This is a genomic window from Terrabacter koreensis (assembly GCF_054783315.1).
The window spans coordinates 192,620-210,801 of sequence record NZ_BAAGQU010000005.1; the positions used below are offsets into that span (position 1 = coordinate 192,620).

The following is an 18,182-nucleotide window of genomic DNA, read 5'->3' on the forward strand; positions in this document are numbered from 1 at the left end:
GGGTGGGCGGCGCCCTACAGTCGGGGCATGAGGCACGGCCGTCCAGCGCGGACAGGGTCGACGCTGCTCGCGGCGCCGGCCCTGCTGGGGCTGCTGGCCGTCGCCGCGTGCACCTCCGCCGGAGCCCGGCCGTCTGCGCCCACGGTGGCAGACGTCGGCGCGGTCCGGGTGCCGGAGGTGTCGCTCACACCGATCGACCCCGGGCCGTCGCCGAGGCTCGAGGTGCCCGGACGTGCGTCCGGCGAGGTGGCCCGCGTCGTCGTCACGAGCACAGGCGCGCGCAAGGTCTTCCGCAACGTGCCGGGGGTTCCGGTCGCGGCGGGCCGCACCTACACGGTCGAGGTCGCCTGCTCGGCCCGACGCCCCTCGGACGCCTCGGCCGGCACGAGCTACGCCGTCTACGACGCCGCGCCCGGCACGTGGGGCCACGGGGAGCCGCTCTACTCCCGGCCGTTCCCCTGCGACGGGTCGGTGCAGCGCACGGTCGACCTCGGGCTGCCGACGGGCCGCGTCCAGATCGACGTGCGCGGCCTCCCGGAGGACACCGTCGCGGCATACGCCCTCATCCGGCCCGAGTGACGGTGCCGGCGTCACCGGGGATGCCGGAGAGATCTCGGTCGAGGCGCACCGGCGCCCGCCGTTAGGCTGGCCCGCGTGATCGACATCAAGCTCGTGCGCGACGAACCCGACAGGGTCCGCGCCTCGCAACAGGCCCGTGGTGAGGACCCGGGGATCGTGGACGCGATCCTCGCTGCCGACGAGCGGCGCCGATCGTCCCTAGGCGAGTTCGAGTCGCTGCGTGCCGAGCAGAAGACGGTGAGCAAGTCGGTCGGCGCGGCCATGGGCGCCTTCCAGAAGGCGAAGAAGTCGGGCGACCCGGAGGCCGAGCACCTCGAGAAGGTGGCCCACGAGGCGCGCACGCACGCGGCCCGGCTGAGCGAGCAGGTCAAGGCGCTCGAGTCGACGGCCGGTGCGGCCGACGCCGAGCTCGACACGTTGCTGCGCAAGGTCGGCAACGTCATCATCGACGGCGTGCCGGTCGGCGGCGAGGACGACTACGTCGTGCTCGAGACCGTGGGCACCCCGAGGGACTTCGCCGCCGAGGGCTTCGAACCGCTCGACCACCTCGCGCTCGGCGAGAAGCTCGGCGCCATCGACATGGAGCGCGGCGCCAAGGTCGGCGGCGCTCGCTTCTACTACCTCACCGGTGTCGGCGCGCAGCTCGAGCTCGCCCTGCTCAACATGGCGATCGCCCAGGCCAGCGCGACCGGCTTCACGCCGATGATCACCCCGACGCTCGCGCGCACCGAGATCATGGCCGGCGCCGGCTTCATCGACGCGCACGACGAGGAGGTCTACAAGCTCAAGGACGACGAGCTCTACCTCACCGGCACGTCGGAGGTGGCGCTCGCCGGCTACCACGCCGACGAGATCCTCGACCTCAGCGACGGCCCGAAGCGGTATGCCGGGTGGTCGGCCTGCTACCGCCGCGAGGCCGGCTCGCACGGCAAGGACACCCGCGGCATCATCCGCGTGCACCAGTTCCACAAGGTCGAGATGTTCAGCTACTGCCGGCCCGAGGACGCCGAGGCCGAGCACCAGCGCCTGCTCGGCTGGGAGCGCGAGATGCTCGCCAAGATCGAGGTGCCCTACCGCATCATCGACACGGCCGCGGGTGACCTCGGTGGCCCGGCGGCGCGCAAGTTCGACTGCGAGGCGTGGGTGCCCACCCAGGGCAAGTACCGCGAGCTGACGTCGACGTCGAACTGCACGACCTACCAGGCACGCCGGCTGAACACGCGTGAGCGCGACCCGAACGGCTCGGGCACCCGCGCCGTCGCGACGCTCAACGGCACGCTCGGCACAACGCGCTGGCTCGTCGCCATCCTCGAGAACCACCAGCAGGCCGACGGCTCGGTGCGCGTGCCCGAGGCGCTGCGCCCCTTCCTCGGCCGGGACGTCCTCGAGCCCCTCTCCTGACCCACACCTCTTCGATCGAAAGAACACTCCGTCACCTTGCAGAGGTGGCGGAGTGCTCTTTCGATCGGGTTTCGGCGCTCACTCACCAATCGAGAGAGCGCTCAGTCACCTGTCCCGGGTGACGGAGTGTTCTTTCGATCGGGGGAGTAGGTGATGCCGAGCTGTCTCGTGACCTCGTCGAGGGCCGACATGTTGGCCCGGACCGACGCTGCGTCGTGCAGGGGAGACTCGAGCAGGCCGTCACCGATGCAGCGGGCAGCCTCGACCGCCGAGTGGTAGAGGGCCTCGTGGCCGATCGGCTCGGGGTCGGTCCAGGTCACCGAGTGTGAGCCGTCGGCCGACGTGACGACGACGTCGCCGGGCATGAAGAACGGGCTGGGCAGCGTGAGCGTCGCCGCCGTGCCGGCGATCGTCGCAGTCGTGGGCGTACGCGCAAGCAGCGTCGAGTGCAGCACGCTCGTCGCGTCGCCCGCATGGGTCAGCACCATCGCGGCCTGCCCGTTGACGCCCGACGACGTCATCGAACCCGAAGCCTGCACTCGGGTCGCCGGGCCGAGTGCCCACGTCGCGAGAGTCGTGACATAGGTGCCGAGGTCGAGCAGCGTGCCTCCGGCCATCGCCGGGTCGAGGATGCGGTGCGGCGGGTCGAAGTGCGCGCCGTGGTCGGCCAGCACCGTGTGCACCTGCCCGAGCAGCCCGCTCTCCAGCACCTGTCGCACGACGTCGAAACGCGGCAGGAACAGCGTCCACATCGCCTCCATGCAGAAGACTCCCGCGGCGCGCGCGGCTGCCGAGATCTCCTGTGCCTCGGCGGAGTTCAGCCCGATCGGCTTCTCGACCACCACGTGCTTCCCCGCCGCGATCGCAGCCAGGGCCCCGCTGCGGTGGAGGTGGTGCGGCGTCGCGACGTAGACGACGTCGACGTCGGGGTCGCCGACGAGCTGCTCCATCGGACGGAGTGCCTTCTCGATGCCGTGTCGTGCGGCGAAGGCGTCGGCGGACTCCTGGGTGCGCGAGCCGACCGCCACGACCCGCTGCGTCGTCGACGCCTGCAACGACGCGACGAACCGCGAGGCGATCCACCCCGTGCCCAGCACGCCCCAGCGAAGGGACGGCACGGAGTCGGGGGAGCGGCGGCGCGGCGCCGGGAGGGCGTCGGGCAGCGAAAGGGACGTCACGGCATACCTCCTCGGTATCTCGGTGTCGGAAAGTGGGCACTCGGCTGGGGCGGAAGGGGGTCAGCGCTCGTCGAGCATGACCTCGATGGAGTAGTCCTGGGCGCGGTAGCAGTGGTCGCCGTACTCGACGGGCCCACCCACGGCGTCGAAGGCGGTGCGTGTCATCGTCAGCACGGGCTGCGACGGCGTGAGGTTCAGGTGCCTGCGCTCCGCCGCCGACGGCTGGCGGGCGCCGATGCGCTGGTGCGCGACGACCGGCTTGCCGCCGCGCGCGCGAAGCATCGCGTAGAGGCCGTCCTGCTCGAGGTCGGCCCTGCTGATGTCGGAGTAGGCGGGCGGCAGCCAGTTGCGCAGGATCGCGAGCGGCTGGTCGCCGTTGAGCCGCAGCCGAACGAGGTGCAGCAGCGGAGTGTCGGCGGCCAGGCCGAGCGCCGCGGCCGCGACCTCGTCGGTGGTCACCTCGTGGGTCAGCACCTCGGTGCGGGGGTCGCCGCCACCCGCGCGCCGCAGGTCGTCGAAGAGGCTGGTCAGCTCGGCGCGGCGGTGGATCTGCCGCCCGGCGACCGTGGTGCCGAGACCACGGCGCCGGAGCAGCAGGCCCTGCGCGACGAGCTCCTGGATCGCCCGCCGGACCGTCGGCCGCGAGAGGCCGAGCCGCTCCGCCATGGCGACCTCGTTCTCGAACGCGTCGCCCGGCTGCAGCGTGCCGCTGCCGATCGCCGCACTCAGCTGCTCGGCCAGCTGGTGGTAGAGCGGGACCGGCGTCTCGCGGTCGATGCGGACGTCAACGGGCTTCGACATGGCCGCAGACTAGCCAGTACGTGGATTCATGTCCGCACCTGCTCATGTCAGCACCTCTCTGCGTGTCCGCGTGCTCACCTCGGGCTCTTGACGACGAGCACCGGCACGTCGGCATCGAGGATGATGTTCTGCGCCACGCTGCCGAGGAAGGCCTTGCCCAACGGTGAGCGACGCCGTGCCCCGATGACGAGCAGGTCGGGTCCCAGCTCGCCGACGGCCCCGAGGATCGCCTCCGAGACGTCCGCGATGTCGCGACCGCCGGCGACGAGACGGACGTCCCACCGCACGTCCGGCAGGGCCGCCGCGGCCAGGGCCTTCTCGACCGCGTCGGAGATGCCGGCCTTGTTGGCTTCTGCGATGTCGTTGTCGAGCGAGTCGACGACGTGGACGACGACGAGATCCGTCCCGCGGTAGGCCGCCTGGCGGGCGCCCTCCTGCAGGGCGAGGTCGCTCGAGCTGCGGGTGTGGTGGGCGACAGCGACGCTCATGACGTCACCCCGCTCACTTCTGCAGCTCGTGCGACAGCTCGGTCAGCTCGTCCCCGCCGGCCATCTGCCGGGTCAGCTCGTCGAGGGCGACCTCGGACCGCTTCTTGTCCAGCACGGCCTGGCCGAGCTTGAGGATGACGAAGTGGTTGCCGACGAGGTACGCGTGGTGCGGGTTGTGCGTGATGAAGACGACGCCGAGGCCGGCGTCACGGGCTGCCGCGGTGTACTTCAGCACGACGCCCGACTGCTTCACGCCGAGGGCGGCGGTGGGCTCGTCGAGGATGAGGACGCGAGCGCCGAAGTAGACGGCGCGGGCGATCGCGACGCACTGGCGCTGGCCGCCCGAGAGCGTGCCGATGGGCTGGTTGATGTCCTTGACGACGACGCCCATCTTGCGCAGCTCCTCGTCGGCGATGCGCTTCATCTCGTTCACCTTCATCGGCGCGAACGGCCAACGGCCGGCAACCAGCTCGGAGCCGAGGAAGAAGTTTCGCCACACCTCCATGAGCGAGACGACGGCCAGGTCCTGGTAGACGGTCGCGATGCCGTGCGAGAGCGACTCTCGTGGCGAGGAGAACGAGACCTCCTTGCCGTCGACCTTCATGGTGCCCTCGTTGTGCGGGTGCAGGCCGGCGATGATCTTGATGAGGGTCGACTTGCCGGCGCCGTTGTCGCCGAGGACGCAGGTCACCTCGCCTGCGTTCACCGTCAGGTTGATGCCCTTGAGGGCGCGGATCGCGCCGTACGTCTTGCCGACGTTGGTCATCTGGACAAGGGGTTCGCCCCGGTGCAGGGTGCTGTCCGCGTGGTCGGCCAGGGTGTCGGTCATGTCAGCCCACCTTCCGGGCGGTCGAGAGCTTCTTGACGTAGAGGTTGACCATCACGGCGAGGAGGAGCATGACGCCGAGGAAGGCCTTGAACCAGTTGGGGTCCCAGCCGGCGTAGACGATGCAGAGGCTCGTCATGCCGAAGATGAACGCGCCCAGAGCCACGCCCAGCGCGTTGCCGTAGCCGCCGGTGAGCAGGGTGCCGCCCACGACCGCGGCGATGATGTAGAGGAACTCGTTGCCGACGCCGTTGCCCGCCTGGAGCGTGTTGAAGTTGTAGAGATAGTGCATCCCGGTGAACCAGCCGAGGAAGGCCACGGTCATGAAGAGGCCGATCTTGACCCGCGTCACGGGCACACCGACCGCTCGGGCCGAGTCGGCATTCCCACCGACGGAGTAGATCCAGTTGCCGATCTTGGTCCGCTGGAGCAGGTAGGCGGACACGCCCGCGAACAGGAACCACCAGATGACCGTGATCGAGAGCGTGACCGAGCCGATCTGCCACTCGTGGGCGAAGACCCAGCTGAGGGAGCCGTAGCCGGCCATCTGGTTGATGTTGGGGCTGGACACCGAGCCGGTGACGAGCTTGGTGACGCCGAGGTTCGCGCCCTGGAGCACGAAGAAGGTGCCGAGGGTGATGAGGAAGCTCGGTATGCCGGTCCGCATCACCAGGTAGCCGTTGAGGAACCCGATGGCGAGGCAAAGCACGAGCGACAGGATCGCGCCGACCCAGAGGTTGATCCCGAGCTGGTAGCAGAACATCGCGTTGAAGAGCCCCGCGGTGGTCACCACGACACCGGCCGAGAGGTCGAACTCGCCGCCGATCATCAGCATGCCGACCGCGACGGCGACGATGCCGATCGTCGAGGACTGGTAGAGCACGGTGAAGAAGGACGCCGGGGTGCGGAAGGCCGGCGCGGCGACGAGGAAGAAGATGAAGATGACGATCGCCGCGACGAGGGCGCCGATCTCGGGTCGTGCGAGCAGGCGGTTGGACCAGCCGAGCGTGACCCGGTTGGAGGTCTCGACCGGGGCCGAGGGTGTCGGGTCCGTCTTGACGGGAATGGTGCTCATGACAGCTCCAGTGCTGTTCGGCGGGGGCCGGGCCGCACCCGGACGAGCCCGGGCGGCCCGGCCCCCTGGAGGCGGTTAGCGAGTGTTCTGCTTGATGAACGGGAGGACCTGCGCGATGTTCGTCTTGTCGACGAATGAGGGGCCGGTCAGCACGGGCTGGCCGCCACCGAGGACGTTGCCGTTCTTCTTGAAGAGGTAGAGCTGCGTGACTGCCATGTAGCCCTGGAGGTACGGCTGCTGGTCGATGAACCACTCGATCTTGCCGTCGCTGACCGCCTGTGCTGCATCAGGGTTGGTGTCGAAGGTCCCGACCTTGACGGTGGCACCGGCGGTCTGTGCCGCCTTGACCGTGTCGAGGGCCTGCGGTGCGCCGAGGGTGATGACCCAGTTGATCGACTTGTCCTGGGTCAGCTTCGCCTGGATCGCGCTGGTGACCGCCGCGTCGTCGGCGCCGTTGACCTGCAGGTTCTCGGTGTTCGGGAAGGAGTCCTTGACGCCCGCACAGCGGTCCTCGAGGGCCACGGATCCGGTCTGCTGGATGGTGCAGAGGATCTTCGTGGCGCCCGCGGCCGCGGCCCGCTTGCCCGCCTGCTGGCCGGCCAGCTTCTCGTTGGACGCGAAGTGCGTCAGGGCGCCCGCCTTCTGGAAGAAGTCGATGCCCGAGTTGAACGTGTCCACGGGGATGCCGGCGTCGACGGCCTTCTTGATGGTCGGGATGAGCGCGTCGGGCGTGACCAGCGTGGTCGCGATGCCGTCGACCTTGGAGTCGATCGCGTTCTGGATGAGGACCGCCTGCTTGCTGGCCTCCGGGTCCGATGAGTACTTGAGCGTGGCGCCGGTGTCCTTGGCGGCCTGCTGCGCGCCGGCCTTGATGCGGTCCCAGAAGGTGTCGCCAGGGGTCTCGTGCGTGATCATCGCGAAGGTGTAGCCGCTGTTGCCGCCACCACCGCCGCCGCCTCCAGTGGACGTGGTGGCGGGAGCGCCGCCGCCACTGCAGGCGGCGAGGACGAAGGCGGCGGCCGTGACCGTGCCGGTGGCGGCGATCAGTCTCTTCCGAGTCCGAGTCGGAGTCATCGTTGATTCCTTTCGTTGCGTCGCGTGGCCCGGTCGCCGGAGTGACGCGACGATCTGTGACGGGGGCTCCCGTCGATCAGAGCTCTGTTGTCCCGCCGGCGGTGCGGCGGGCTCTCGGGGGCGAGATGTCGCCCAGCGATTGGAGGATGCCCCCGCCAGCAGCGTCATGTCAAGAGATTGATCAAACATCAGAATGTCCTAACATTTGCTTGACATGACGACGGTCGGCGCTGGACGATCGGTGTCACCAAGCCGAGACACCCAAGGGAGTGTGCACATGCGCATCGGACTGGCCGGAGTCGGCCGCATCGGGGCGTTCCACGCCGAGACCCTCCGCGACCTCCCCGAGGTCGACGAGGTCGTCGTCGCAGACCTGGACGCCGACGCAGCCCGGGCGGTCGCCGAGCGGCTGGGCATCGCGTATGCCGCCTCGCCGGCCGAGCTGCTCGCCCAGGGTGTCGACGGCTTTGCCATCGCCACCGCGACTCCCGGCCACGCGCCACTCCTGCGCCTCGGCCTCGAGGCAGGTGTGCCGACCTTCTGCGAGAAGCCCGTCGCCGCCACGCTCGACGAGACGATGGACCTCGCCAAGCTCGTCTCGCAGTCGAGGACGCCCGTGCACGTCGGCTTCCAGCGCCGCTTCGACCGCGGCTACCAGCGGGTCCAGCAGGCTGTGGCCGCCGGCGAGCTCGGCTTCCTGCACAGCATCCGCGCGCAGACGCACGACCAGGCGCCGCCGCACGCGGCCTACATCCCGACGAGCGGCGGACTGTTCCGCGACTGCTCGATCCACGACTTCGACATCATCCGGTTCGTCACGGGCCGCGAGGTCGCCTCGGTCTACGCCACCGGCGCCAACAAGGGTGCGCAGTTCTTCACCGAGGCCGGCGACGTCGACACCGCCGCCGCGGTGCTGACGCTCGACGACGGCACGCTCGTGTCCCTCTCGGCGACGCGCTACAACGGCGCCGGCCACGACGTACGCATGGAGGTCCTCGGCAGCGAGGGCACCCTCGGCGTCGGCTACGACGACTCCCTGGCCGTCACCTCCGCAGAGCCCGGCGCCACCTACCCGTCGGGCCCGCGCCACTGGTCGTTCATGGAGCGCTTCCTGCCCGCCTACCGCGCCGAGCTGACAGCCTTCGCGGCCGTCGCCCGCGGCGCCCTGGCCTCGCCGTGCACCGTGGGCGACGCGCTCCAGGCGTTCCGGGTCGCGGAGGCGTGCGAGCTGTCGCGCCACGAGGACCGGCCCGTGTCCCTCGAAGAGATCCCGAACCTGTGAGGACGTCGCACCGATGAGCACCCAGCCCCCCACGTCGACGGGCGCGGCAGCCTCGACCGGCGACGCGGCATACGACGTCGTCGCCATCGGTCGCACGGGCGTCGACATCTACCCGCTCCAGCACGGCGTCGGCCTCGAGAAGGTGCGCACCTTCGAGAAGTTCCTCGGCGGCAGCGCCACCAACGTGACCGTCGCCGCCGCGCGCCACGGCCACCGCGTCGCCCTCATCACGCGCACCGGCAAGGACGCGTTCGGCCGCTACATCCACGAGGCGCTGCAGGACTTCGGCGTCGACGACCGCTTCGTCAGCGCCGTCGACGGGCCGCCGACGCCCGTCACCTTCTGCGAGGTCTTCCCGCCCGACGACTTCCCGCTCTACTTCTACCGCTACCCGACCGCACCCGACCTGCTCGTCGAGGCCGACGAGATGCCGCTCGAGGCGATCCGCAGCGCCGGCGTCTACTGGTCGACGGTCACCGGTCTGTCGCAGGAGCCGAGCCGCGCCGCGCACTTCCGCGGCTGGGAGGTGCGGGCACGACGCACCCACACCGTGCTCGACCTCGACTACCGCCCGATGTTCTGGAACGACCCCGCCGAGGCGAGCGAGCAGGTCGGCCGCGCCCTCGAGCACGTCACGGTCGCCGTCGGCAACCGCGAGGAGTGCGAGGTCGCCGTCGGCGAGACCGACCCGCAGCGGGCCGCCGACGCGCTGCTGGAGCGCGGCGTCGAGCTCGCCGTGGTGAAGCAGGGCCCCAAGGGTGTCCTGGCCGCGACCCGCGACGAGCGTGTCGAGGTCCCTCCGTTCCCCGTCGAGGTCGTCAACGGTCTCGGGGCCGGGGACGCCTTCGGCGGTGCCCTCTGCCACGGCCTCCTCGAGGGCTGGGACCTGCGCCGGGTCCTCGAGTTCGCCAACGTGGCCGGCGCGATCGTCGCCAGCAAGCTCGAGTGCTCGACCGCCATGCCGACCTCGGGCGAGGTCGAGGAGCGCCTCGCCGGCGCCCACTCGCACGCCAACCCGTTCGCCGCCGTCGCCGAGGAGGCACGATGACCACCACGCACCCGCCCACGAGTCCCGGCCTCGGTGCGGGAGTCGCGGTCGCCGACCTCACCGAGATCCGGGTGCGCGAGCCCGGCCGCATCGCCGCGGCGTGGGCCGCCCGCGAGCACCGCCCGCTCGTGCGCGAGGACGGTCGCATGCTGCTCGTCGCCGCCGACCATCCCGCTCGAGGTGCTCTCGGTGTGCGCGGCGCCGGTGCCGCGATGGCCAGCCGTAGCGACCTGCTCGGGCGCCTCGTGACCGCGCTCGGCCGTCCGGGCGTCGACGGCGTGCTCGGCACCCCGGACGTGCTGGACGACCTGCTGCTCCTCGGCGCGCTCGAGGGCAAGGTCGCGATCGGCTCGATGAACCGCGGCGGCCTCCAGGGCGCCAGCTTCGAGCTCGACGACCGCTTCACCGCCTACACCGCCGCCGAGATCGCGCGGCGTGGGCTCGACGGCGGCAAGATGCTGACGCGCATCTGCCTCGACGACCCGGGCACCGTCGCGACGCTCGAGGCGAGCGCCCGCGCCGTCACCGAGCTCGCCGAGAGGGAGCTCATGGCGATGGTTGAGCCGTTCCTCTCGACGCGCGAGGGTGGGCGGGTGGTCAACCAGCTCGACCCCGACTCGACGATCAAGTCCGTCCACATCGCCGCAGGACTCGGCGCCTCGAGCGCGCACACGTGGCTCAAGCTGCCCGTGGTCGACGAGCTCGACCGGGTCATGGACGCCACGACCCTGCCGACCCTGCTGCTCGGCGGCGACCCGCAGGGCGATCCCCAGGACACGTACGCGTCGTGGGGCCGCGCGCTCGACCTGCCCGCCGTGCGCGGCCTGGTCGTGGGCCGTGCCTTGCTCTTCCCGCCCGACGGCGACGTCGCGGCGGCGGTCGACATCGCAGCCGGCCTCGTCCACGGCAGGGGGGCGGCATGAGCTGGCACCACCCCTTCGGAAGCACGTCGCGCGACGGCTGGGACGTCGTCGTCGAGCCGGACTCGTCCGGCTGGGAGCACACGGGGATGTATGCCGGCCTCCTGGCCGACGGCGACACCCGCACTCTCGAGGCCGGGCACCGCGAGCACGTCGTCGTTCCCCTCGCCGGCTCGGTGCACGTCGCCGTCGCGGGCGCGTCGGGTGAGCACGAGGCGAAGCTCGCCGGCCGCCCGTCGGTCTTCGCCGGAGCCTCCGACGTCGCCTACGTCCCGGCCGGTTCGTCGCTCACGGTGACGGCGGCGGGCGATGCGCGGGTCGCGGTGGTCTTCGCGGTCACCGAGACCGCTGAGGCGCGTTTCCCCTTCCGCCACGTCGCCGCCGACGAGGTGCCCGTCGAGCTGCGGGGCGCGGGCATCGCATCTCGCGAGGTGCGCAACTTCGGCATCCCGGGGGTGCTCGAGGCCGACTCGATCATCGCGTGCGAGGTCATCACGCCGGGTGGCAACTGGAGCTCGTGGCCACCGCACAAGCACGACGAGGAGCGGGCCGGCGAGGAGACCGCACTCGAGGAGATCTACTACTTCGAGGTCGCCCCCTCGGCCGGTTCGCCGGCCGCCGCCGGCACCGACCCCATCGGCTACCAGCGGGTCTACGGCACGGAGCACCGCCCCATCGACGTGCTCGCCGAGGTGCGTGACGGCGACGTCGTGCTCGTGCCGCACGGCTGGCACGGCCCGGCCATCGCCGCCCCGGGCTACGACATGTACTACCTCAACGTCATGGCCGGTCCCGGCGAGGAGCGGGCCTGGCTCATCTGCGACGACCCGGCCCACGGCTGGGTGCGTGAGACCTGGGCCTACCAGCCCGTCGACCCCCGACTTCCCCTTGGAGGCACCCGATGACGCGCGCGCAGACCGACACGACCGCGAACGGAGAGACGGTGCGGCTCACCGTGGCGCAGGCCGTCGTGCGCTTCCTCGCCAACCAGTGGAGCGAGCGTGACGGTGAGCGGCAGAAGCTCTTCGCCGGATGCTTCGGCATCTTCGGTCACGGCAACGTCGCCGGACTCGGTCAGGCGCTGCTGCAGAACGAGCTTGCCGATGGTGAGGAACATCTTCCGTACGTCCTCGCCCGCAACGAGCAGGCGATGGTGCACACGTCGGTGGCGTACGCGCGCCAGAAGGACCGCCTCCAGACGTGGGCCTGCACGGCCTCCGTCGGCCCCGGTTCGACGAACATGCTCACCGGCGCCGCGCTCGCGACGATCAACCGACTGCCCGTGCTGCTGCTGCCCTCCGGCACCTTCGCGACCCGCGTCAGCGCACCAGTGCTCCAGGAGCTCGAGCTGCCGTATGCCGCCGACGTGACGGTCAACGACGCCTTCCGCCCGCTGTCGAAGTTCTTCGACCGCGTCAGCCGGCCCGAGCAGCTGCCCTCGGCGCTGCTCGGTGCGATGCGCGTGCTCACCGACCCGGTCGAGACGGGTGCAGTGACGATCTCACTGCCGCAGGACGTGCAGGCCGAGGCCCACGACTGGCCGGTCGAGCTCTTCGCACCGCGGACGTGGCGAGTCGCGCGTCCGCTGCCCGAGGCCGTCGACGTCGCCGACGCCGCGGCGGTCATCCGCTCGGCGAAGCGGCCGCTCGTGGTCGCCGGCGGCGGCCTGCACTACTCCGGTGCCGAGGAGGCCCTGCGGGCCTTCTGCGAGGCCACCGGCATACCGGTGGGGGAGTCGCAGGCCGGCAAGGGCTCCCTGCCGCACGGCCACCCGCAGGAGATGGGGGCCATCGGCTCGACCGGCACGACCGCCGCCAATGCCCTCGCAGCCGAGGCCGATGTCGTCATCGGCATCGGCACCCGCTGGAGCGACTTCACGACCGCATCGCGAACGGCCTTCCAGGACAGCGGTGTCCGCTTCGTCAACATCAACGTCGCCCGCTTCGACGCGGGCAAGCACTCAGGGCTCTCGGTCGTCGCGGACGCCCGGGAGGCACTCGTCGCGCTGACCGCGGCGCTCGACGGGTATGCCGTCGACGACGCCTACCGGTCCCGCCAGGCCTCGCTGTGGTCCGACTGGGACGCCTCGGTCGAGGCGGCCTTCCACCCGGCGCCCGAGGTGACCGACCGGCTGGCGGCCGGACTGCTCACCCAGGGCCAGGTGCTCGGCGCGGTCAACGAGCTGACCGACCCCCGCGACGTCGTGCTGTGCGCGGCCGGCTCGATGCCCGGCGACATCCACAAGCTGTGGCGGGTGCGGGACCGCAAGGCGTACCACGTCGAGTACGGCTACTCCTGCATGGGCTACGAGGTGCCGGCCTCCATCGGCATCCGGCTCGCCGACGACACGCGGGACGTCTTCGCGATGGTCGGCGACGGCGGCTACCTCATGATGCCGACCGAGCTCGTCACCGCCGTGCAGGAGCGCGTCAAGGTCGTCGTCGTGCTCGTGCAGAACCACGGCTTCCACTCGATCGGCTCGCTGTCGGAGTCCTTGGGATCGCAGCGATTCGGCACGTCCTACCGGTTCCGTGGCGAGCAGTCCGGTCGCCTCGACGGCGACGTGCTGCCCGTCGACCTCGCCGCCAACGCCCGCAGCCTCGGGGCTCACGTCATCGAGGTGCACTCGCTCGACGAGCTGCATCAGGCGATCAAGGAGGCCAAGGCGTGGCCGTCCGACGGCGGTCCCGTCGTCATCCACGTCGAGACCGACCCGCTGGTGCACGCACCCGACAGTGCGTCGTGGTGGGACGTCCCGGTCTCGGCGGTCAGCGACCTCGAGTCGACGCAGACGGCATACGGCGAGTACCTCGACCACAAGGCCACCCAGCGCCACCTGCTCTCTCCGCCCCGCGCGGACTGAAACCCCTGGCCGACAAAGGAGTTCGCCCCTCATGAAGCTCGCCATCGACCCCTACATGTTCCGCCAGGCCCCCCTGCGCGAGCTGCCCGGCCTCGTCGCCGACCTCGGCTACGAGTGGATCGAGCTGTCGCCGCGCGACGACTTCATCCCGTTCTTCAACCACCCCCGTGTGGACGACGCCGGCGTGGCCGCGTTCCGCAGGGAGCTGACGGCCGCCGGCGTCGGTGTCTCGTCGGTGCTGCCTCTCTTCAGGTGGAGCGGCCCCGACGAGGAGGACCGGCAGGCAGCCGTGCGCTACTGGAAGCGCGCCATCCAGATCGCGTCCGACCTCGGCGTCGACACGATGAACTCCGAGTTCAACGGCAACCCGCGTGAGGCGGCGGCCTGCGAGCGGCAGTTCTGGAAGTCGATGGACGAGCTGCTGCCGGTCTTCGAGAAGGAGGGCATCCGCCTCGTCCTCGAGCCGCACCCGGACGACTGGGAGGAGGACGGCAAGCGCGCCGTCGACCTCATCAAGGGGATCAACAGCCCGAACGTCAGCTTCCTCTACTGCGCGCCCCACACGTTCCACCAGGGCAACGACTGCGACGGGATCATGGACAAGGCCGGCGACCTGCTGACGATGGTCCACGTCGCCGATGCCTACGACCACACGGCGTCGTCAGGGCTGCGCTACATCGTCAACCCGCCCGGCTCGCAGGTCACGGTGCACCAGCACCTCGACATCGGACAGGGCGAGGTCGACTTCGACGAGTTCTTCCGCGGGCTCGAGCGCATCGGTTTCGACGGCATCGTCACCTCGTGCGTCTTCGCCTGGGAGGACCGCGCCCGCGAGTCGAGCGAGTACATGCGCGACACCATCCGCTCCTACCTCGACAAGTGGTCGACGCCGCCCACCTTCGTCTCCCCCTGACCGCACACCCTGTCTCACCCGAAGGACCCACCATGAGCACGCCCACCCGCATCACCCACCTCATCGACGGCCAGTCGTGGACCGGCACCGCCGAGCGCACGTCGCCCGTCTTCAACCCCGCGACCGGTGAGCAGACCGGCGTGCTCGACCTCGCCTCCGCGGCCCTCGTCGACGAGGTCGTGAAGTCGGCCGCCTCGGCCTGGGAGTCGTGGACCGACGCCTCGCTCGCCAAGCGCGCCCAGGTGCTCTTCGCGTTCCGTGAGCTGCTCAACTCCCGCAAGGACGAGATCGGCGCGCTCATCACCGCCGAGCACGGCAAGGTGCTGAGCGACGCCGTCGGCGAGGTGACGCGCGGCCTCGAGGTCGCCGAGTTCGCCTGTGGCATCCCGCACCTGCTCAAGGGTGGCTTCAGCGAGAACGCCTCGACGAACGTCGACGTCTACTCGATCCGCCAGGCCGTCGGTGTCGTCGCCGTCATCTCGCCGTTCAACTTCCCGGCCATGGTGCCGCTGTGGTTCATCCCGATCGCCATCGCCTGCGGCAACTCCGTCGTGCTCAAGCCGTCCGAGAAGGACCCGTCGGCGGCGCTCGCCATCGCCGCCCTCTGGAAGGAGGCCGGCCTGCCCGACGGCGTCATGCAGGTCGTGCACGGCGACAAGGAGGCCGTCGACGCGCTGCTGACGCACCCGGACGTCAAGTCGGTGTCGTTCGTCGGGTCGACGCCGATCGCGAAGTACGTCTACGAGACGGGCACCGCGCACGGCAAGCGGGTGCAGGCCCTCGGCGGCGCCAAGAACCACATGCTCGTGCTGCCCGACGCCGACCTCGACCTCGCCGCCGACGCCGCCGTCAACGCCGGCTTCGGCTCGGCGGGCGAGCGGTGCATGGCCATCTCGGCTCTCGTCGCCGTCGAGCCGATCGCCGACGAGCTCATCTCGAAGATCCGCGACCGCATGGGCAAGCTCGTCACCGGCGACGGCACGCGTGGCGCCGACATGGGCCCGCTCGTGACCAGGCAGCACCGCGACAAGGTCGCCGGCTACCTCGACTCCGGGGTGGCGGACGGTGCGACGCTCGTCGTCGACGGCCGTGAGAGCGACTTCGACGCCGACGGTGACGGCTACTTCCTCGCCCCGACACTCTTCGACAACGTCAAGCCCGGCATGTCGGTCTACGACGACGAGATCTTCGGTCCGGTGCTGTCCGTCATTCGTGTCCACTCCTACGACGACGGTCTGAAGCTCATCAACTCCAACCCGTACGGCAACGGCACCGCGATCTTCACCAACGACGGCGGCGCGGCCCGCAAGTTCCAGCGCCAGGTCGAGGTCGGCATGGTCGGCGTCAACGTGCCGATCCCCGTGCCTGTCTCCTACTACTCCTTCGGCGGCTGGAAGAACTCCCTCTTCGGCGACACCCACGCCCACGGCATGGAGGGCGTGCACTTCTTCACCCGCGGCAAGGTCGTCACCTCGCGCTGGCTCGACCCGAGCCACGGCGGCCTCAACCTCGGCTTCCCCCAGAACGACTGACCCCCAGCCGAGCCTCGCGCGTACGTACGCGTTCACCGAACTTCCCCTCGAAAGGACCCCGAACGATGGCCGAGTCCAAGGCCCGCAACACCGACGAGCGTTACAGCAAGCTGACGATCGGCGTGTGTCCCGACCAGTGGGGCGTGTGGTTCCCCAATGATGACAAGCAGATCCACTGGGAGACCGCGCTCGACGAGATGGCCGAGGCCGGCTTCTCGGTCATGGAGACGGGCCCCTTCGGCTACTTCCCGAAGGACGCCGCGCGCCTCAAGGAGGAGATGGACAAGCGCGGCTTCCGCGTGGTCGCCGGCACCGGCTGGGGCATCCTGCACAAGCCGGAGGCGTGGGCCGACACCGAGAAGACGTTCCGCGAGATCGCCGAGACGCACGCAGCGGTCGGCGCGGAGTACATCGTGCACCTGCCGCCCCTCTTCCGTGACGACAAGACGTGGGAGTTCACCGACGACCGCACGCTGTCGGCCGAGGCGTGGAATGCGTACATCGCCAACGCGGACAGGCTCGGTCGCATCATGAAGGAGGACTACGGCCTCAAGATGGTGCTGCACCCGCACGGCGACAGCCACATCGAGACGCCCGAGGACATCGACCGGATCTTCCAGGCGACCGACCCGGACTACGTCGGCTTCTGCCTCGACACCGGCCACGTCGTCTACGGCGGCGGCGACCCGGTCGAGCTGTGCCGCAAGTACCCCGAGCGCATCTCCTACGTCCACATCAAGGCGATGGACGAGGGTCTCGTCAAGCAGGCCCACGACGAGGACTGGCCCTTCGGTCTCGCTGTCGCCAAGGGCTGCTCGGTGCGACCGCCGGCAGGTGCGCCCGAGATGCCCCCGCTCATCGAGGCCCTCGCCGACCTCGGCAAGGAGCTCTACGTCGTGTGCGAGCAGGACATGTACCCGTGCGACCCGTCCTACCCCCTGCCCAACGCCATCCAGACCCGCGAGTACCTCGCCTCCATCGGCCTCGGCCAGCTCTGAGCCTCGCGGCTCGGGCCTCACTGACGAAGGAGTCAGACGAATGACTGTACGTATCGGGATGATCGGCCCCGGTGGCATGGGCCAGGCCCACATCGACCGCATCCACACCGTCATAGCCGGCGGTCGTGTCGTCGCCGTGGCCGACGTCGACGACGTGCGCGCGAAGGAGGTGGCCGCGCGGATCGACGGGACGGCATACGCGACCTCCGCAGAGCTCATCGCGTCTGACGAGGTCGACGCGGTCATGATCTGCAGCTACGGGCCGGCGCACGAGGTCGACGTCCTCGCGGCGATCGCCGCGGGCAAGCCGATCTTCTGCGAGAAGCCGCTGACGCCGACCGCCGAGGCCGCGCTGCGGATCATGGAGGCCGAGCAGGAAGCCGGGCGCCGTTTGGTGACAGTCGGTTTCATGCGTCGCTTCGACCGCAGCTACCGCCAGATGAAGGCGCTGCTCGACTCGGGCGAGCTCGGTGAGACGCTCATGGTGCACTGCGCGCACCGCAACCCGACCGTGCCCGAGCACTACACGTGGGACATGGCGATCAACGACACCGCCATCCACGAGGTCGACACGATGCGCTGGCTCCTCGGCGAGGAGTTCGTGTCGGCGCGTGTCGACAAGCCGAAGAAGACGTCGCTGCGCTTCGAGCACCTGCAGGACCCGTTGGTCCTCATCCTCGAGACGGAGTCGGGGGTGCGCGTCGACGACGAGATCTTCGTCAACTGCCAGTTCGGCTACGACATCCGCTGTGAGGCCGTCGCCGAGAAGGGCACGGTGTCGCTGGCCGACCAGAACGCCGTAGAGGTGCGCGACGGCTCCGGCCACCGCAACTCGATCGCGCGCGACCACAACGACCGCTTCTGGGGAGCGTTCGTCACCGAGGTCCAGGAGTGGATCTCCGCCGTGGCTCGCGGCGAGCACACCGGGTCGACGTCGTGGGACGGGTATGCCGCCGCCTGCGTCTGCGACGCCGGCGTCCGCGCGCTCACGGACGACGGGGTCGTCAAGGTCGAGATGATCGCGAAGCCCGACTTCTACTCCTGACGAGGTGCCCCCGCGGCCGTCCCCCGACGTTCGACTCGCGTGGACAGATGGTCCAGGCGTGGATACTTTGGGCAGATCGTCGCGGGGGCGGTCAGCCTCCGCGGTCCGATCGAGAGGGCCGTCCCATGTCTCGTCACGTGAACCCTTGTCCCTCAGTCC

17 protein-coding genes are annotated in these 18,182 nt (G+C 70.2%); 11 read left to right on the plus strand and 6 right to left on the minus strand.

What is annotated here, in order from left to right; all coding sequences use genetic code 11:
* Positions 1 to 27 precede the first annotated feature (27 nt).
* Positions 28 to 579 (plus strand): hypothetical protein, encoded by a 552-nt coding sequence (locus ACYVNR_RS13160; RefSeq protein ID WP_458799259.1) that lies wholly within the window; start codon positions 28 to 30, stop codon positions 577 to 579.
* Positions 580 to 654: 75 nt separating this feature from the next.
* Entirely contained in the window at positions 655 to 1,980 is a 1,326-nt protein-coding gene (gene serS / locus ACYVNR_RS13165; RefSeq protein WP_461048456.1) for a serine--tRNA ligase, read from the plus strand.
* A gap of 101 nt (positions 1,981 to 2,081) precedes the next feature.
* Here the strand turns inward: serS and ACYVNR_RS13170 are convergent, their stop codons facing one another.
* The 6 genes from ACYVNR_RS13170 to ACYVNR_RS13195 all read right to left on the minus strand — a co-directional run bounded on the left by ACYVNR_RS13170 (position 2,082) and on the right by ACYVNR_RS13195 (position 7,422).
* Positions 2,082 to 3,158, minus strand: a complete 1,077-nt coding sequence (locus ACYVNR_RS13170; RefSeq protein ID WP_461048458.1) for a Gfo/Idh/MocA family protein — start codon at positions 3,156 to 3,158, stop codon at positions 2,082 to 2,084.
* Between the two features lie 60 nt (positions 3,159 to 3,218).
* Positions 3,219 to 3,959, minus strand: coding sequence for a GntR family transcriptional regulator (locus ACYVNR_RS13175; protein ID WP_045192979.1), 741 nt, complete (start codon positions 3,957 to 3,959; stop codon positions 3,219 to 3,221).
* 74 nt (positions 3,960 to 4,033) lie between these two features.
* The gene (locus ACYVNR_RS13180; protein WP_052677508.1) at positions 4,034 to 4,447 is read right to left on the minus strand and encodes a universal stress protein; all 414 of its coding nucleotides are present in this window, start codon (positions 4,445 to 4,447) and stop codon (positions 4,034 to 4,036) included.
* Positions 4,448 to 4,460: 13 nt separating this feature from the next.
* Positions 4,461 to 5,276 carry an ATP-binding cassette domain-containing protein gene (locus ACYVNR_RS13185; protein ID WP_045192980.1) on the minus strand — a complete coding sequence of 272 codons (816 nt, stop codon included), beginning with the start codon at positions 5,274 to 5,276 and terminating at the stop codon, positions 4,461 to 4,463.
* A gap of 1 nt (position 5,277) precedes the next feature.
* Positions 5,278 to 6,348 carry an ABC transporter permease gene (locus ACYVNR_RS13190; RefSeq protein ID WP_458799261.1) on the minus strand — a complete coding sequence of 357 codons (1,071 nt, stop codon included), beginning with the start codon at positions 6,346 to 6,348 and terminating at the stop codon, positions 5,278 to 5,280.
* Positions 6,349 to 6,423: 75 nt separating this feature from the next.
* Positions 6,424 to 7,422 carry a substrate-binding domain-containing protein gene (locus ACYVNR_RS13195; RefSeq protein ID WP_045192981.1) on the minus strand — a complete coding sequence of 333 codons (999 nt, stop codon included), beginning with the start codon at positions 7,420 to 7,422 and terminating at the stop codon, positions 6,424 to 6,426.
* 277 nt (positions 7,423 to 7,699) lie between these two features.
* Here ACYVNR_RS13195 and ACYVNR_RS13200 point away from each other — a divergent pair, with 277 nt between their 5' ends.
* From ACYVNR_RS13200 to ACYVNR_RS13240, 9 genes are all read left to right on the plus strand, one after another.
* Positions 7,700 to 8,704 carry a Gfo/Idh/MocA family protein gene (locus tag ACYVNR_RS13200; RefSeq protein ID WP_461048462.1) on the plus strand — a complete coding sequence of 335 codons (1,005 nt, stop codon included), beginning with the start codon at positions 7,700 to 7,702 and terminating at the stop codon, positions 8,702 to 8,704.
* A gap of 13 nt (positions 8,705 to 8,717) precedes the next feature.
* A complete protein-coding gene (gene iolC / locus ACYVNR_RS13205) occupies positions 8,718 to 9,752 on the plus strand; it encodes a 5-dehydro-2-deoxygluconokinase (protein WP_461048464.1) in 1,035 nt (344 codons plus the stop codon).
* Entirely contained in the window at positions 9,749 to 10,675 is a 927-nt protein-coding gene (locus tag ACYVNR_RS13210; protein ID WP_045192986.1) for a Cgl0159 family (beta/alpha)8-fold protein, read from the plus strand. The genes iolC and ACYVNR_RS13210 overlap by 4 nt, the downstream gene beginning before the upstream one ends.
* The gene (iolB, locus tag ACYVNR_RS13215; protein WP_461048467.1) at positions 10,672 to 11,577 is read left to right on the plus strand and encodes a 5-deoxy-glucuronate isomerase; all 906 of its coding nucleotides are present in this window, start codon (positions 10,672 to 10,674) and stop codon (positions 11,575 to 11,577) included. The genes ACYVNR_RS13210 and iolB overlap by 4 nt, the downstream gene beginning before the upstream one ends.
* A complete protein-coding gene (iolD, locus tag ACYVNR_RS13220; RefSeq protein ID WP_461048469.1) occupies positions 11,574 to 13,535 on the plus strand; it encodes a 3D-(3,5/4)-trihydroxycyclohexane-1,2-dione acylhydrolase (decyclizing) in 1,962 nt (653 codons plus the stop codon). The genes iolB and iolD overlap by 4 nt, the downstream gene beginning before the upstream one ends.
* A 31-nt stretch (positions 13,536 to 13,566) precedes the next feature.
* Positions 13,567 to 14,448 carry a sugar phosphate isomerase/epimerase family protein gene (locus ACYVNR_RS13225; RefSeq protein ID WP_461048471.1) on the plus strand — a complete coding sequence of 294 codons (882 nt, stop codon included), beginning with the start codon at positions 13,567 to 13,569 and terminating at the stop codon, positions 14,446 to 14,448.
* A 32-nt stretch (positions 14,449 to 14,480) separates the two neighbouring features.
* A complete protein-coding gene (locus ACYVNR_RS13230) occupies positions 14,481 to 15,980 on the plus strand; it encodes a CoA-acylating methylmalonate-semialdehyde dehydrogenase (protein WP_461048473.1) in 1,500 nt (499 codons plus the stop codon).
* Positions 15,981 to 16,045: 65 nt separating this feature from the next.
* Positions 16,046 to 16,978, plus strand: a complete 933-nt coding sequence (locus ACYVNR_RS13235; RefSeq protein WP_461048475.1) for a TIM barrel protein — start codon at positions 16,046 to 16,048, stop codon at positions 16,976 to 16,978.
* Between the two features lie 40 nt (positions 16,979 to 17,018).
* Positions 17,019 to 18,023: a Gfo/Idh/MocA family protein gene (locus tag ACYVNR_RS13240; RefSeq protein WP_461048477.1), complete on the plus strand. Its 1,005-nt coding sequence runs from the start codon at positions 17,019 to 17,021 to the stop codon at positions 18,021 to 18,023.
* The last annotated feature ends 159 nt before the right edge of the window (positions 18,024 to 18,182 follow it).